At 69.5% G+C, this 15,276-nt stretch carries 15 protein-coding genes and 4 tRNA genes; 11 read left to right on the top strand and 8 right to left on the bottom strand.

The genetic code is table 11. The annotated features are described in order from the left end of the window. Window positions 1-314: 314 nt before the first annotated feature. The 8 genes from ppk2 to hemA all read right to left on the bottom strand — a co-directional run bounded on the left by ppk2 (window position 315) and on the right by hemA (window position 7,692). Complete coding sequence (gene ppk2 / locus CEK68_RS19710; RefSeq protein ID WP_152240399.1) at window positions 315-1,103, bottom strand: polyphosphate kinase 2; 789 nt, start codon at window positions 1,101-1,103, stop codon at window positions 315-317. After that, a complete protein-coding gene (locus CEK68_RS19705; RefSeq protein ID WP_152240398.1) occupies window positions 1,100-1,444 on the bottom strand; it encodes a helix-turn-helix domain-containing protein in 345 nt (114 codons plus the stop codon). Before CEK68_RS19705 ends, ppk2 begins: the two co-directional genes overlap by 4 nt. A gap of 13 nt (window positions 1,445-1,457) precedes the next feature. After that, window positions 1,458-1,976, bottom strand: a complete 519-nt coding sequence (moaB, locus tag CEK68_RS19700; protein WP_017911651.1) for a molybdenum cofactor biosynthesis protein B — start codon at window positions 1,974-1,976, stop codon at window positions 1,458-1,460. A gap of 215 nt (window positions 1,977-2,191) precedes the next feature. After that, window positions 2,192-2,770, bottom strand: a complete 579-nt coding sequence (locus CEK68_RS19695; protein WP_043093044.1) for a hypothetical protein — start codon at window positions 2,768-2,770, stop codon at window positions 2,192-2,194. A 373-nt stretch (window positions 2,771-3,143) separates the two neighbouring features. Next, window positions 3,144-4,856 carry a tetratricopeptide repeat protein gene (locus CEK68_RS19690; protein WP_043093042.1) on the bottom strand — a complete coding sequence of 571 codons (1,713 nt, stop codon included), beginning with the start codon at window positions 4,854-4,856 and terminating at the stop codon, window positions 3,144-3,146. A gap of 40 nt (window positions 4,857-4,896) precedes the next feature. Continuing rightward, complete coding sequence (locus CEK68_RS19685; protein ID WP_043093041.1) at window positions 4,897-5,349, bottom strand: GNAT family N-acetyltransferase; 453 nt, start codon at window positions 5,347-5,349, stop codon at window positions 4,897-4,899. Continuing rightward, window positions 5,346-6,431, bottom strand: a complete 1,086-nt coding sequence (prfA, locus tag CEK68_RS19680) for a peptide chain release factor 1 (protein WP_043093040.1) — start codon at window positions 6,429-6,431, stop codon at window positions 5,346-5,348. Before prfA ends, CEK68_RS19685 begins: the two co-directional genes overlap by 4 nt. Continuing rightward, window positions 6,409-7,692, bottom strand: a complete 1,284-nt coding sequence (gene hemA / locus CEK68_RS19675; protein WP_017908875.1) for a glutamyl-tRNA reductase — start codon at window positions 7,690-7,692, stop codon at window positions 6,409-6,411. Before hemA ends, prfA begins: the two co-directional genes overlap by 23 nt. A 66-nt stretch (window positions 7,693-7,758) precedes the next feature. On the opposite strand from hemA, the gene CEK68_RS19670 reads away from it, so the two are divergent. The 11 genes from CEK68_RS19670 to CEK68_RS19620 all read left to right on the top strand — a co-directional run bounded on the left by CEK68_RS19670 (window position 7,759) and on the right by CEK68_RS19620 (window position 15,204). Continuing rightward, window positions 7,759-9,429 (top strand): tetratricopeptide repeat protein, encoded by a 1,671-nt coding sequence (locus tag CEK68_RS19670; RefSeq protein WP_152240397.1) that lies wholly within the window; start codon window positions 7,759-7,761, stop codon window positions 9,427-9,429. Next, the gene (gene lolB / locus CEK68_RS19665) at window positions 9,426-10,079 is read left to right on the top strand and encodes a lipoprotein insertase outer membrane protein LolB (protein ID WP_152240396.1); all 654 of its coding nucleotides are present in this window, start codon (window positions 9,426-9,428) and stop codon (window positions 10,077-10,079) included. Before CEK68_RS19670 ends, lolB begins: the two co-directional genes overlap by 4 nt. Continuing rightward, complete coding sequence (gene ispE / locus CEK68_RS19660) at window positions 10,076-10,939, top strand: 4-(cytidine 5'-diphospho)-2-C-methyl-D-erythritol kinase (protein WP_017907364.1); 864 nt, start codon at window positions 10,076-10,078, stop codon at window positions 10,937-10,939. The genes lolB and ispE overlap by 4 nt, the downstream gene beginning before the upstream one ends. A gap of 13 nt (window positions 10,940-10,952) precedes the next feature. After that, a tRNA-Gln gene (locus CEK68_RS19655) sits at window positions 10,953-11,029 on the top strand. 135 nt (window positions 11,030-11,164) lie between these two features. After that, window positions 11,165-12,124, top strand: a complete 960-nt coding sequence (locus tag CEK68_RS19650; protein WP_017907365.1) for a ribose-phosphate diphosphokinase — start codon at window positions 11,165-11,167, stop codon at window positions 12,122-12,124. Between the two features lie 168 nt (window positions 12,125-12,292). Next, the gene (locus tag CEK68_RS19645) at window positions 12,293-12,940 is read left to right on the top strand and encodes a 50S ribosomal protein L25/general stress protein Ctc (RefSeq protein ID WP_017907366.1); all 648 of its coding nucleotides are present in this window, start codon (window positions 12,293-12,295) and stop codon (window positions 12,938-12,940) included. 54 nt (window positions 12,941-12,994) lie between these two features. Then, window positions 12,995-13,576, top strand: coding sequence for an aminoacyl-tRNA hydrolase (gene pth, locus CEK68_RS19640; RefSeq protein WP_152240395.1), 582 nt, complete (start codon window positions 12,995-12,997; stop codon window positions 13,574-13,576). 79 nt (window positions 13,577-13,655) lie between these two features. Beyond that, window positions 13,656-14,747: a redox-regulated ATPase YchF gene (ychF, locus tag CEK68_RS19635; protein ID WP_010341267.1), complete on the top strand. Its 1,092-nt coding sequence runs from the start codon at window positions 13,656-13,658 to the stop codon at window positions 14,745-14,747. A 159-nt stretch (window positions 14,748-14,906) separates the two neighbouring features. Beyond that, a tRNA-Tyr gene (locus CEK68_RS19630) sits at window positions 14,907-14,992 on the top strand. A gap of 32 nt (window positions 14,993-15,024) precedes the next feature. After that, window positions 15,025-15,098: transfer RNA gene (locus CEK68_RS19625), tRNA-Gly, on the top strand. Window positions 15,099-15,128: 30 nt separating this feature from the next. Then, window positions 15,129-15,204 (top strand) — tRNA-Thr (locus CEK68_RS19620). Window positions 15,205-15,276: the final 72 nt, after the last annotated feature.

Genomic DNA, 15,276 nt, shown 5'->3' with positions numbered 1-15,276 from the left:
CGGCCGCCGCCGGGATTGGGGATTCGGGATTGGGGATGCGCGCGTCGGAAGCGAAAAGTCTTCCTTGTGGGAGGGACTTCAGTCCCGACGCCTTGCGCGACCAGAGGATGGGATGGCTTCGCTCGTCGCGGCTGAAGCCGCTCCTGCGGGGACAGCCGCCTGTTTAGTGGTGCGCGAGCCGAGACCACCGTAGAGGCGGCTTCAACCGCGACGCGCTGTTCCCGGAATGGCTGTGAGTGGCGCGCCCGGCGACGCGCGGTCGCAAAGTGACGACTGCGCGCCGCAGGCTTCAACCAATCCCCAATCCCCAATCCCTAATCCCCACTCCCCGCCTCATACGACGGAATCGGCTGCAGCAATCCGAACTTTTCCTTGTGCAGCTTCTGCTTCAGCGGCGGCAGATCCAGGTCTGGTTCGTGCAGGCGGGTTTCCGGCAGTTGGTCGAGCAGGTGCCGGATCAGGGTCAGGCGGCCGCGCTTCTGGTCGTTGAAGTCGACCAGGGTCCATGGCGCATAGTCGCGGTGGGTGGCTTGCAGCATCGCTTCACGGGCGCGGGTGTAGTCGGCGTACTGGCTGCGCGACTTCAGGTCCACCGGCGACAGCTTCCAGCCCTTCAATGGATCGTGCAGGCGCTCGGCGAAGCGTTTTTCCTGCTGCGCCTGGTCCACGCACAGCCAGTACTTGAACAGGCGGATGCCATCGTCCACCAGCAACTGCTCGAACAGCGGGGTCTGGCGCAGGAAGGCGTGGTATTCGGCATCGCTGCAGTAGCCCATGACCCGCTCCACGCCGGCGCGGTTGTACCAGCTGCGGTCCATCAGCACGATCTCGCCGGCCGCCGGCAGATGCGCGATGTGACGCTGGAAATACCACTGGGTGGCTTCGCGGTCGGTCGGCTTGGGCAGGGCGACCACGCGGCACTGGCGCGGGTTCAGGTGTTCGGCGATGGCCTGGATCGCGCCGCCCTTGCCGGCGGTGTCGCGGCCTTCGAACAGCACCAGCACGCGCTCGCCGCTGTGCTGCACCGCCTGCGCCATCGCAGTCAGTTCCAGTTGCAGCGGCTGCATCAGGGCCTTGTACTGCTTGCGCTTGAGATGGCTCATTTGCTGCTCCGCTTGCGGGTGCCGGCGCCGGCCATGCTGCGCGCCACTTCCAGCAGCGCGCCCTGCTGGCGGGTGTCGAGGGCGCGATAGGCCTGCAGCAGATCGTGTTCGCCGCGGGTGCGTGCCGGGTCCAGTTGGCTGGCCAGTTCGCCGAGCAGGGCGCCGGCGGGCACGCCGAAGGTGCGCGCCAGGGCGGTGAGTTGGGCGCGCCCGGGCAGCTTTTCGCCGGCCATCCAGGCCTTGACCGTGGCCGCGCCGGCGCGCGGGATGGCCGCGGCGATGTCTGCGGCGCTCATGCCACTGGCCTTGGCCAGCAGGCGCAACGTGGTGTCCAGGGGCATGCGGGAGTCCAGGTCATTCCTTCAGCCGCGGGCGCAGCGTGGCCAGATTGCAGGGGCGGGTGCGGGCATCCAGCTGCGCGGCGATGATCCGCTCCCAGGCCGTGCGGCAGGCCGAGGTGGAGCCGGGCAGGCAGAACAGGAAGGTGGCGTTGGCCAGGCCGGCGAAGGCGCGCGACTGCAGCGAGGAGGTGCCGATCTCCTCGACGCTGATCGCGCGGAACAGCTCGCCGAAGCCTGGCATCTCCTTGTCCAGCAGCGGCAGCAGCGCCTCGGGCGTGGAATCGCGGCCGGTGAAGCCGGTGCCGCCGGTGACCAGGATGCCGTCCACCTGCGGATCGGCGATCCAGGCCGAGACCGTGGCGCGCATCCGGTAGCGGTCGTCCGGCAGCAGTTCCCGTGCGTGCAGGCGATGGCCGACGCCGCCGAGAGCGGCGACCAGATAGTCGCCGGAGCTGTCCTGGTCGAGGGTGCGCGTGTCCGAGACGGTCAGCACGCACAGGTTCAAGGCGATGAAGTCGGCGTTGGCGGTCATGCCGGCAGCCTAGCGGCTCGCCCGGCCGGCGTACAGCCTGAGCGCGTTGGCGCTTCAGCCGCGGCTACGGCGGGGGTGGCGCGTTGTCGTGGACGACGGCAATGGGGGCGCTTCGGGCCGCCGAAGTGTGCGCCTGGGCGTGGTGATCGCGCGCTCGGATCGCCGCCCGGGCGGGGAGCCGCATCCGCGCACGTTGCTGGCGCGCGCCCGCCGATTCAGGCGTGGAGGTGGACCGGGGTCGTGCCGTCGCATGGCAGGACCAGGGTGCGTGGCCGGAAGCGACGGACGCTGGCGGCACGATCGGCGGCCAGCGGCAAGCGCTCGGGTTCGCGCTGCAGGGCACGTCGCTGTGCCTCCGCACTGTGCCACTCGGTGCATTCGAGCAGGGTGCGGCCGTCGTCCGACAGGTACAGGTGCGCGGCGATCAGGCCGCGCAGCGCATGTGCGCCATCCTGCAGGGCGGCGAAGGCGGCATCGGCGCGGCCCTGCGCCTGCGCTGCATTGCGGGTCGGGACGCGGGTCATCACCACGCAGGACGCTGCCCGGTGCGGATCGGATACGCCGCTGCGGATGCGCCGGTAGCGCCGCAGCGTCCGCCGCAGCGCCGGCAGGCGTGCACGCAGCAGTCCATGCAGTTCCGGGGCCGCGTCGCAGCAGCAGCGTGCGTACAGCAGGTCGGGGGCATCGCCCAGCGATTCCATCCAGATCAGGGCATGCAGCCGGTGGTCGCACAGGCCGCGCATGCAGTCGAGCAGCGCGGCGCGATCCGGAATGGGGGCTTCGGCGAGCAGCATGCTGCGAACGGGGGCGGAAGAATCGGGCGTCGGAATCGGGAGCGGCAGCGACATTGCGGGATCTGCACGAGGAGCGTGCGCGCAGTGTCGGACCTCAAGTTCACTTGAGGTCAAGCGCTTCGGTAGCTCGACTTGCACGCTGGCGACTGCGCCCATGCGCCTCACGGGCTGCCGTTGGCTGGGTCGCTGCGACCTGCAGCGACGCTCGTCCACACCACCGTGGGCTGTGACGCAAGCGCGCTCGGCGATGGGAGACGGCGATGCGGATGTACCGGCGGTGATGTCGATCGCGACGTTGACTGGCGATACGTCGCTACGCCGTCCGTTGCTGGATGTGCCGCCGCGGACTTGTGGCGCATCCGTGAGCGATCGATCAGGTCGAGCCTGCGCCTTCCCAGCCATGGCGCGAAGCGGTGTCGCGCAGCAGTGTGGCGAAGTCGTCGGCGAAGCCGCGCATGTCGAACAGGCCGCTGTCCGCGCGTCGCGCCTGCAGCCGCTCGCGCAGCGCCTGCAGCGCCGCGGGATCGCGCCCCAGGCGCACCGCGGTGGCGACGAATGCCGCGTCGTCGGCGGCATTCATGTCGTCCAGGCCGAGGTGATGGTTGAGGCTGCCGGCCACGCGTGCGGCGAAGGTGCTGCCGGGGCAGGTCAGCACCGGACAGCCGGCCCACAAGGCATCGGAGGCGGTGGTGTGGGCGTTGTACGGATGCGTGTCCAGGAACAGGTCGGCGTGCCGGTAGCGTGCCAGATAGTCCGGATGCGCCAGCTTGGGCATGAAACGCAGGCGCGTCGGGTCCACGCCGGCCGCCGCGGCGGCCGCACGCAGTCGGTCATCGGCCTGGCCCGGGCCGGACAGCAGCCACAGCACGCTGTCCGGCACCTGGCGCAGCACCTCCAGCATCCGCGCCATGCCGCGCGGGCCGAGCTTGTAGCTGTTGTTGAAGCAGCAGAACACGGTGCCGTGCTCGGGCAGGCCGCAGTCGCGGCGCGCGGGCGGGCTGCCGACATGGCGGGTGTCGTCGGACGGCTGGAACGCGCGCGGCAGCCGCAGCACCCGCTCGCTGTAGTGCGCGGCCAGCGCCGGCGGCAGCGCGTAGGCGTCGCCGATCACGTAGTCGATCCAGGGTGCGCCGGAGGTGCCGGGGTAGGCCAGCCAGTTCACCTGCACCGGCGCCGGACGCAGCGCCAGCACTTCCGGCGTGCCGCCGCCGCCCCAGCCGCGCAGATCGAACAGCAGGTCGATGCCGGTATCGCGGATGCGCTGGGCGATCTGCCGATGCGGCTGTCCGGCCACGTCGTGCCAGGCATGTGCAGCCGCCTGCAGCCGCGCACGCAGCGCGCTGCGGTCGTCGCCGTTGAGCGCGAACAGGTGCACCTGCAGGTCGGCATGCGCGCGCAAGTGCTCGAACAGGGCAACGGTCAGCAGGCCGGTGGGATGCGCGCCGAAGCCGTTGGACAGGAAGCCGATGCGCAGCGGGCCATCGCGGCGCACCTGCGCAGCCGGCAGCGGTGCGAGGCTGCGCGCCAGCGCCTGGGCGCGGTTGCGCGCGCAGCGCAGTTGTTCGTCCGCGCCCGCGTCCTCGTTGAGGAAGGCGAACGGTTCGATCGCCGGGTGGCCTTGCCGTACCGCGCCGCGCACCTGCTGCGACAGCGCGTCCAGCCCGCGCCAGTCGCACAGCTTGCGCCGCCAGTTCAGCAGGTAGGCGGCGATCGACGGTTCCTGCGGCAACAGTGCATGCGCGTGGGCATAGGCCTGTGCCGCGGCTTCCGCCTCGCCATTGTCTTCCAAGGCGTGGCCGAGCCATACCGCGATGCCGGGGTGCTGCGGCGCCTGCCGCAGTGCCTCGCGCAATGCCTGCGCTGCGTCGGCATGACGACCCTGGGTCCAGCGCACCCGGCCCAGCCGCGCCAGCGCCTCCGGATGTCCCGGGCGCAACTGCAGCGCGCGCACGGCGGCCTGTTCGCCGGCCGCCACTGCGCCGGCGCCGAGTTCGGCGTCGGCGAGCATCACCCAGGCCAGGAAGTCCTGCGGATCGCGCCGCACCGCGGCCTGCAGTTGCAGGCGTTCGTCGACGCCGCCGTTCATGCCGCCGTGGCGGCCGCGACCGATCGCGGACGGCTCACGCTCACGGCACCAGCGCCTTGACGTAGTGCTGCGCGCTCAGCTCCTGCTGCCAGCCGCATGCGCGGTACAGGGCCTGCGCGGACAGATTGTCCTGCGCCGTCTCCAGCACGATGCGCACTGCGCCGTCGTCCGCGGCGTGGCGTTCGGCGGCATGCAGCAGCGCCTGCCCCACGCCGTGGCGGCGGTGCGCGGGTGCCACGTACAGATCGTTGAGGATCCACAGCCGCGCTGCCCGCACCGAAGAGAAGGACGGATACAACTGCACGAAGCCCGCGGCCTGCGCATCGCGTTCGGCCAGCAGCACGACCGACTCGGCCTTGGCCAGGCGCGCAGCCAGGAACGCGTGCGCGGTCGCCGGGTCCGGCGCCTGCCTATAGAACTGCCGGTAGGCATCGAACAGCGTTGCCAGCGCCGGCAGGTCGTGCGCATCGGCCTGGCGCACGCGCACGCTCATGGGCTGTCGCTCAGGCGCGCCAGTTCGTCGACCTGGTGCTCGTGGCTCAGCCGTCCGATCAGTGCATCGAGGTCGCCCTCGATCACGTTCGGCAGGTCGTACAGGGTCAGGCCCTCGACGCGGTGATCGGTGATGCGGCCCTGCGGGAAGTTGTAGGTGCGGATGCGCTGGCTGCGGTCGCCGCTGCCGACCTGCAGCTTGCGGTCCTGCGCCTCGGCCGCGGCCTGCTTGCTGCGCTCGGCCTCCAGCAGTTGCGCCTTGAGCCGCTTCAGCGCCTTGTCGCGGTTGGCGTGCTGGCTGCGCTCGGTCTGGCACTCCACCACCACGCCGCTGGGCACGTGGGTGATGCGGATCGCCGACTCGGTCTTGTTGACGTGCTGGCCGCCGGCACCGGAGGAGCGGAAGGTGTCGATCTTCAGGTCGGCCGGGTTGATCGCGATCTCCTCCACGTCGTCGGCCTCGGGAATGATCGCCACCGTCGCCGCTGAGGTGTGGATGCGGCCCTGCGACTCGGTCGCCGGCACGCGCTGCACGCGGTGCGTGCCGGATTCGAACTTGAGTTTGGAGTAGGCGCCGCGGCCGACGATGCGCGCCACCACCTCCTTGTAGCCGCCGTGCTCGCCGGGGCTGTCCGATTCCACTTCCACCTTCCAGCCCTGGCGTTCGGCGTAGCGGGCGTACATGCGGAACAGGTCGCCGGCGAAGATCGCCGCCTCGTCGCCGCCGGTGCCGGCACGCACTTCCAGGAACAGGTTGCCGTCGTCGCGCGGGTCGCGCGGCACCAGCAGCAGCGCCAGTTCCGCGTCGAGTTCGGCCAGGCGCGCCTGCGCGCCGGCGATTTCCTCCTCGGCCAGTTCGCGCAGTTCCGGATCGGCCCGCATCGCCTCGGCCGAGGCCAGGTCGGCCTTGGCCGCGGCCTCGGCGGCCAGCGCGGCGGCGACCGGCTCCAGTTGCGCGAATTCGCGCGAGTAGTCGCGGAAGCGCGTGTTGTCGCTCACCACCTCGGGGTCGGACAGCAGGCGTTCGAGTTCTTCGCGACGCTCGGCCAGCGCCTCCAGCTTACGGCGCAGGGTCGGTGTCATCGGTCTTCAGAATGGGGTGGAAATAGCCCGGCTTCTCCGGGAACAGGCGCTCGGCGGCGCGCGCCAGCTCGGCGTCGCCGCGCAGCGCCGCCTCGCGCAGCGCCGCGGTGGGCGGGTGCAGCAGGCGGTTGGTCAGGGTGTTGGCGAGGAACTCCAGCACCTCGTCGGCCGGCTTGCCGTGCGCCAGTTGCTGCCGCGCCTTGGCCAGCACGTCGTCGCGGGTGCTGTCGCCGTGCGCGCGCAGGCGCTTGAGCGGCGCCTGGCGGGTGCTGGCCTGCAGCGCCTCCATGTAGCGCACGACCTGCAGGTCGATGATCGCCTCGGCCGCCTCGGCGGCCTCGCGGCGGCCGCGGCGGTTGTCCTCGACCGCGCGCTCCAGGTCGTCGACGGTGTACAGGTAGGCGTCGGCGAGGTCGGCCACGCCGGCCTCGATGTCGCGCGGCACCGCCAGGTCGAACAGCAGCATCGGCTTGTGCTTGCGCGCGCGCAGCGCCTGCTCGACCTGCGCCCGCGTCACCACCGGCTCGCGCGCGGCGGTGGCCGAGAACACCACGTCGGCCTCGTGCAGGTGGCGCTCCAGTTCGCTCAGCGGCAGCGCCACGCCACCGTGGCGGCTGGCCAGCTCCTGCGCGTGGGCGAGGGTGCGGTTGGCGATCAGCAGGCGCCGTACGCGGCCCTCGCTGAGATGCTTGGCGGCCAGCTCGATGGTCTCGCCGGCGCCGACCAGCAGCACGGTGGATTCGCTGAGCCGGGCGAAGGAGCTCTGCGCCAGGCGCACCGCGGTGGAGGCGACCGAGACCGGATTGGCGCCCACGCGGGTGTCGGTGCGCGCGCGCTTGGCCACCGAGAAGGTCTGCTGGAACAGCCGGTCCAGGCGGCTGCCCATCGCCCCGTGCTCGCGCGCCAGCGACCAGGCGTCCTTCACCTGGCCGAGGATCTGCGGTTCGCCCAGCACCATCGAGTCCAGCCCGGTGGCGACCCGGAACAGGTGCCGCACCGCGTCCGCGTCCTGATGCTGGTACAGATAGCCGTGCAGGCCGGCGGCATGCGAGTCCAGCCAGTCGGCCAGGTGCTGCGCATCGCCGGCGATGGCGTACAGCTCGGTGCGGTTGCAGGTGGACAGCAGTGCCGCTTCGGCGACGTCGGGCAGCCCACGCAGCGATTGCAGTGCGCGCGGCAATGCGTCGCCGGCGAATGCCACCCGTTCGCGCAGGTCGACCGGCGCGGTCTGGTGGTTCAATCCGAGCACCCACAACGTCATCTGTTCAGTTGCTTGCGATAAGCTGCTGGCCATTCAGGGCCCCATTTTACGGCCCGGCCGCTTCCGATGCCCGCACTGATTCGCATCCGTACCTTTCTGCTGCTGTCCGCAATCGCCGCCGTGGCCGCACCGGCCGCGGCCAAGGCGCCGAGTCCCGCCCAGGACGTGATGACCCCGGTGCTGGCCGGCGAGTTCGCGTTGCAGGCCGGGCAACTGGCCGACGCCTCGCGCTGGTACCTGCAGGCCGCCAACGACAGCCCCGGCGATGCCGGCCTGGCCGAGCGCGCCACCCGCATCGCGATGCTGGCCAACGACAGCGCGGCCGCCGCCCAGGCGCTGGCGCTGTGGCGGCAGCGCGCGCCCGAGTCGCTGGCCATGCGCAGCGCCGAGGCCTCGCTGGCCTTGCGCAGCGGCAACCTGCGCCAGGCGCGCAGCCTGCTGGTGGCCTTGCTGCGCGACAAGGATCCGCGCGGCTGGCGTTTCGCGCTGATCGCCCTGGTCAGCGGCAACCGCGATCCGGAAGTGGCGGCCAAGGCCCTGGACCAGTTGCTCGACGCCAATGCCATCCCCGACCAGCTCGAGGCCTGGCAGGAGTTCGGGCGCCTGGCGCTGCGCCTGGACCAGCCCAAGCTGGCCGAGCGCATCGTCGACCAGTTGGTCAAGCGCTTCCCGCAGGAGCCGCGGGTGGCGCTGCTGCATGCCACGCAGTTGCAGCAGGCGGGCAAGACCGAGCATGCGCGTGCGCTGCTGCAGGGCGTGGAGCCCAAGGTGTCCGGCGACCCGGAACTGCGCACGGCGCTGGCCTATGCCTACGACGCCATCGGCGACACCGCTGCCGCGGCGCGGGTGCTGGCGCTGGGGCCGCAGACCACCCAGAACTACGGCCTGCGCGCCTCGATGCTGGCCAAGCTGCAGGACAATGCGGCTCTGACCGCGCTGTACGACGAGCTGCGCAAGGGTGCCGACCGGCCCGATCCGGAGCGGCGCCTGCTGCTCGGCAAGATCGCCGAGTTCCTCAAGCGCAACCAGGAGGCGGTGGACTGGTACCGCGGCGTGCCGGGTGGCCCGCTGCGTAGCGAAGCGCGGCTGCGCGCGGCCGGCGCGCTGTACGCGCTCGGCCAGAAGGACGCGGCCTTTGCCGAGGCGCGCGCGCTGCAGGACGATGCCGAGGCCGACGATGCCGCGCGTCGCGACGCCTACGTGCTGGAGGCGGAACTGCGCCAGCGCAGCGGCGACGACGCCGGCGAGCTGCAGGTGTTCGAGCGCGGCCTGGCCGCCTATCCGGACGACAACGCGCTGCTGTATGCGCGCGGACTGTCCTGGGAGCGTCGCGACCGCATCGACCGCGCCGAGGCCGACCTGCGCAAGATCCTGGTCACCGACCCGGAGAACGTGGCGGCGCTGAATGCGCTCGGCTACACCCTGGCCGACCGCACCAAGCGCTATCGCGAGGCGCTGCAGTTGATCGACCGCGCCCGCACCGCCGATCCCGACAATGCCGCGATCATCGACAGCTACGGCTGGGTGCTGTACCGGCTCGGCAAGACCCAGGAGGCGCTGGTGCAACTGCGTCGCGCCTGGAGCCTGGTGAAAGATCCGGAGATCGCCGCGCATATCGGCCAGGTGTTGTGGGAGCAGGGCAAGCACGAGGAGGCCAACAAGTACTTCGACGAGGCGCGCAAGCTCGATCCGGACAATCGCGCGCTGCGCCGCGCCCTGGACAAGGTGGCGCCGTGACCGCCGGCCTGCGCACCGCCTGGGCGCTGGTCGCCGGGCTGCTGCTGGCCGGTTGCAGTGCGCTGCCGACCCGCACCCCGTCGCCGGTCGCCGTCGCCGCCCCCGACGCCGCTGCGCAACAGGCCGAGGCGGCGCGTGCGCAGTGGCTGCAGGCGCATCCGGACTGGTCGTTCCAGGGCCGGGTGGCGATCACCAAGGGGCGCAACGGCGGCAGCGGCCGCATCGACTGGACCCAGCGGCAGCGGCAGTACGAAGTGCAACTCAGTGCGCCGGTGACCCGGCAGAGCTGGCGCCTGACTGGCGACAGCCACTCCGAGGCCGGGCGCCTGGAGGGGCTGGAGGGCGGTCCGCGCGACGGCGAGAACGCCGAACAGCTGCTGCTGGAGGCGACCGGCTGGGAAATCCCGGTCAACCTGCTGCCCGACTGGGTGCGCGGGTTGGTGGCGACCGACGCGCAGGCGCCGGAGCGGGTCGACTACGACGCGCAGGGCCGGCCGCATACGCTGCGGCAGATGGGTTGGGAGATCGAATTCCAGGACTGGTATCCGCCCAGCGACGGCCGTCCGGCGCTGCCGCGGCGCATCGAGGCGCGCAACGGCGACGCCAAGGTGCGCCTGCTGGTCGACGCCTGGACCCTGCCTGCGCCATGAGCGGGGGCACCGACGGGGGCTGGTCGTCCTGGCCGGCCCCGGCGAAGCTGAACCTGTTTCTGCAGATCACCGGGCGCCGGCCGGACGGCTACCATCAGTTGCAGACCGTGTTTCGCCTGCTGGACTGGGGCGACACGGTGCATCTGCGGCCGCGCGCGGACGGGGTGGTGGCGCGGATCGGTCCGTCCGTGGCCGGCGTCGCCGAGGCCGACGACCTGCTGGTGCGTGCCGCGCGGCTGCTGCAAAAATCGGCAAATATCGCCCAAGGTGTGGATATCCGCGTCGAAAAGCGCATTCCGGCTGGCGGTGGCTTCGGTGGCGGTTCGTCCGATGCGGCGACCGCGCTGGTGGCGCTGAATGCCCTGTGGGGCGCCGGGCTGGACGAGGACGCCCTGGCTGGCCTCGGCCTGTCGCTGGGCGCGGACGTGCCGGTGTTCGTGCGCGGACGCGACGCCTGGGCCGAGGGCGTGGGTGAGCGATTGACCGCGCTGGCGCTGCCGCCGGCCTGGTATGTGCTGGCCGATCCGGGGGTGCACGTGCCCACCGCGGCCCTGTTCCAGTCCCCGGATTTGACGCGGGATGCTGCGCCCGCGAAAATAGCGGACTTCGTTTCAGGTTTCCTGCTCGGCAATGCGTTCGAGCCGGTCCTGCTTCGCCGCGAACCGGCCGTCCAGGCCACGTTCCAGGCGCTGGCCCGGATCGGTACGCCACGCCTGACCGGGTCGGGGAGCGGTTGTTTCGTCGAGTTCGCCGATCGCGCTGCCGCCGTGCGCGCGCTGGCGGACTTGCCGGACGGGATGCGCGCCTGGGTGGCAGGTGGCGTCCCGCGTTCGCCGCTGCTCGACGCGCTGGAGGCTTGACACAGGTTTACGCAGGGGCGTCGCCAAGAGGCCCAAGGCACCAGGTTTTGATCCTGGCATTCGTAGGTTCGAATCCTACCGCCCCTGCCATTATGCGAGTCCCTCGCAAAAGCCCGCACATCCATGTGCGGGGGTTCAACAGGTAGAAGCATCGCTCCTCCTGGCTTCCCGATTCACATCGTTATCGTCGCCACACGCTCTTTGCAGCCACCCGAGAGACCCCTCATGCAAGACCAACGCAACCTGCTGGTGTTCTCCGGCAACGCCAACAAGCCCCTGGCCAAAAGCATTTGCCGCGAGCTGGGCGTGCGCCCCGGCAAGGCGATGGTCTCCAGCTTCTCCGACGGCGAAGTGCAGGTGGAGATCGAGGAGAACGTGCGCCGGCAGGAAGTGTTCGTGATCCAGCCGACCTGCGCGCCCAGCGCAGAGAACTTGATGGAGCTGCTGGTGATCATCGACGCGCTCAAGCGCGCCAGCGCCGCCAGCGTCACCGCGGTGGTGCCGTACTTCGGCTACTCGCGGCAGGACCGGCGCATGCGCTCCTCGCGCGTGCCGATCACCGCCAAGGTCGCGGCGAAGATGTTCAGCGCGGTCAACGCCGACCGCGTGCTGACCGTGGACCTGCACGCCGACCAGATCCAGGGCTTCTTCGACATCCCGGTCGACAACGTCTACGCCTCGCCGCTGCTGCTGGCCGACATCTGGCGCGCCTACGGCACCGACAACCTGATCGTAGTCTCGCCGGACGTGGGTGGCGTGGTCCGTGCCCGCGCGGTGGCCAAGCGCCTGGACGATGCGGACCTGGCGATCATCGACAAGCGCCGTCCGCGCGCCAACGTGTCCACGGTGATGAACATCATCGGCGACGTCGAGGGCAAGACCTGCGTGCTGGTCGACGACATCGTCGACACCGCCGGCACCCTGTGCGCCGCCGCGGCCGCGCTGAAGGAGCGGGGCGCCCTGAAGGTCGCCGCGTACTGCACGCACGCCGTGCTGTCCGGCCCGGCGGTGAGCAACATCAGCAATTCGCAGCTGGACGAACTGGTGGTCACCGACACGATTCCGCTGTCGGAGGCTGCCCGCGCCTGCGGCAAGATCCGTCAGCTCAGCGTCGCCGAGCTGCTGGCCGAAACCATCCGCCGCATCGCCTTCGGCGAGTCGGTGAGTTCGTTGTACGTGGATTAAAGGCTGGGAATGGGGGGGCGGGAATAGGGAATGGGCGGAGCGCGGTATTGCGCTGTTGCGATTCCCCATTCCCGATTCCCCACTCCCGGCTTCACAGACTCTTCTGGTCGCGGAAGAGTCATCAAAACCGCCGCGAGGCGGTTCATTCAACCAAGGTAGTAAACGCAAATGGCAACCACGCATGAAATCAAGGTTCAGCGCCGCGAAGTCGAGGGCAAGGGTGCGAGCCGCCGCCTCCGTCGCGACGGCCTGATCCCGGCGATCGTCTACGGTGGCGATCTGAAGCCGGTCAACATCCAGCTCGACCACAACGAAGTCTGGCTGGCCAGCCAGAACGACTGGTTCTATTCGTCCATCCTCAGCCTGAGCCTGAACGGCGACGTGCAGAAGGTGCTGCTGCGCGATATGCAGCGTCACCCGTTCAAGCAGCTGATCATGCACATCGACTTCCAGCGCGTGAACGACAACGAGGCCCTGCACGCCTCGGTGCCGCTGCACTTCATCAACGAGGACGTGTCCCCGGCCGGCAAGTCGGCCGAAGTGGTCGTCACCCACGAGCTGAACGAAATCCAGGTCGTGTGCCTGCCGAAGGACCTGCCGGAGTTCGTCGAAGTCGATCTGGCCGCGCTGTCGGTCGGCGACGTGATCCACCTGTCGGACCTGAAGCTGCCGGCCGGCGTCGAGCTGCCGGAACTGAAGCTGGGCAAGGAGCACGACGTGGCGGTGGTCATCGCCAAGCACGGCCGTGTCGAGGAAGAGCCGGAAGCCACCGACGCGGCGGCTGCCGCCGAGCCGGCCAAGAAGGACGGCAAGTAATCGCCTGCGCGGCGTCCGGGCCATCGGTCCGGACGCCGCGGCGATGCATTGCGCATGACTGGTCTGCGTCTGATCGTCGGCCTGGGCAACCCCGGCGCCGAACACGCGAATACCCGGCACAACGCCGGGTTTCGTTTTGTCAACGCGTTGGCCGAGCGGGCCGGCGCGCGCTGGAGTGTGGACGCCAAGCTGTTCGGCGAGACCGCCAAGGTCGAGGTCGCGGGGCAGTCGGTGTGGCTGCTGAAGCCGGCCACCTTCATGAACCTCAGCGGCAAATCGGTCACGGCCGCCTTGCGCTTCTGGAAGATCGAACCGGCGCAGGCGCTGCTGGCGCATGACGAGCTGGACCTGGCGCCGGGCACGGCGCGGCTCAAGTTCGACGGCGGCCACGGCGGCCAGAACGGACTGCGCGATACCATCCGCCTGCTCGGGCATGCCGGCTTCCACCGCCTGCGCATCGGCATCGGCCATCCCGGCCACAAGGACAAGGTGGTGCCGTGGGTGCTGGGACGCGCCGGCAAGGACGACCAGTTGCTCATCGATCGCGCCATCGACGACGCCATCGACGTGCTGCCGCTGGCCGTGCAGGGCGACTTCAACGAGGCGATGAAGCGGTTGCATACGCAGGGGAAATAGGGAATGGGGAATGGGGAATGGAAAGGCGGCTATGCTTTCCGATTCCCTATTCCCGATTCTCCATTCCCGGATCACACACATGGGCATCAAATGCGGCATCGTCGGCCTGCCCAACGTCGGCAAGTCGACCCTGTTCAATGCGCTGACCAAGGCGGGCATCGCCGCGGCCAATTTTCCGTTCTGCACCATCGAGCCGAACGTGGGCGTGGTGCCGGTGCCGGATCCGCGCCTGAACGCGCTGGCGGCGATCATCAATCCGCAGAAGGTCGTGCCGACCGCGGTCGAGTTCGTCGACATCGCCGGCCTGGTCGCCGGTGCGGCCAGCGGTGAGGGCCTGGGCAACAAGTTCCTGGCGCACATCCGCGAGGTCGATGCGATCACCCACGTGGTGCGCTGCTTCGAGCATGGCGACATCATCCATGTGAACAACAAGGTCGACCCGGTTTCCGACATCGAGACCATCGACACCGAACTGGCCCTGGCCGACCTGGACAGCGTCGAGAAGGCGCTCAACCGCGCCGAGCGTTCGGCCAAGGGTGGCGACAAGGATGCGGCGGCGCGCAAGCCGGTGCTGGCCAAGCTGCAGGCCGCGCTGGCCGAGGGCAAGGCCGGGCGCAACGCCGGGCTGGACGAGGAGGAGAAGGCGCTGGTGCGCGATCTGTTCCTGCTCACCCTCAAGCCGGTGATGTACATCGCCAACGTGCTGGAAGACGGTTTCGAGAACAATCCGCACCTGGACGCGGTGCGTGCGCATGCCGCCGCCGAGGGTGCCGAGGTGGTGCCGGTGTCGGCGGCGATCGAGGAAGAGCTGTCGCAGCTGGACGACGCCGACCGCGATGCGTTCCTGGCCGATCTGGGCCTGAGCGAGCCGGGCCTGAACCGGGTGATCCGCGCCGGCTACACCCTGCTGGGGCTGCAGACCTACTTCACCGCTGGCGTGAAGGAAGTGCGCGCCTGGACGGTCAAGGCCGGGTCGACCGCACCGCAGGCCGCGGCGGTGATCCACACCGACTTCGAGAAGGGCTTCATCCGCGCCGAAACCATCGCCTACGACGACTTCATCAAGTACAAGGGCGAGGCCGGCGCCAAGGAAGCCGGGCGCCTGCGTCTTGAGGGCAAGGAGTACCGCGTGCAGGAAGGCGATATCCTGCATTTCCGCTTCAACGTCTGATGCGTGCGCGTGTCCTGGCCGGGCGCGCGCGGGCCACGACGATTTCCTGCGACATCGCGTCAAAATACTGTTGACAAGGCGGGGATGTCAGGGAAGAATAGCGGGCTGTTTCACCCCTCTCTGATTTCGGCCTCGCAGCCGGGTTCGAGTGGGTAAGTTGGAGGGATACCCAAGCGGCCAACGGGGGCAGACTGTAAATCTGCTGGCTTACGCCTTCGGTGGTTCGAATCCACCTCCCTCCACCAGTTATTTTGTTGTGGCAGTGCGGCATCCCGTAGCGGGAGTAGTTCAACGGTAGAACCTCAGCCTTCCAAGCTGATGGTGCGGGTTCGATTCCCGTCTCCCGCTCCATTGAACGCGCTTGTGTCACAATAGAACAACGCTCACGTAGCTCAGTCGGTAGAGCACCTCCTTGGTAAGGAGGAGGTCGAAGGTTCGATTCCTTTCGTGAGCACCATATTCAGTCGTCAAATCTTTCTACGATCACCGAGAAGAAGCAGCCATGGCCAAGGGTAAGTTCGAGCGCACC

Source organism: Xanthomonas sp. LMG 12461 (assembly GCF_009192935.1).
GTDB classification, from domain to species: domain Bacteria; phylum Pseudomonadota; class Gammaproteobacteria; order Xanthomonadales; family Xanthomonadaceae; genus Xanthomonas_A; species Xanthomonas_A sontii.
Note: the sequence above shows the minus strand (reverse complement) of the source record. Positions and strands in the feature narration are given on the sequence as shown.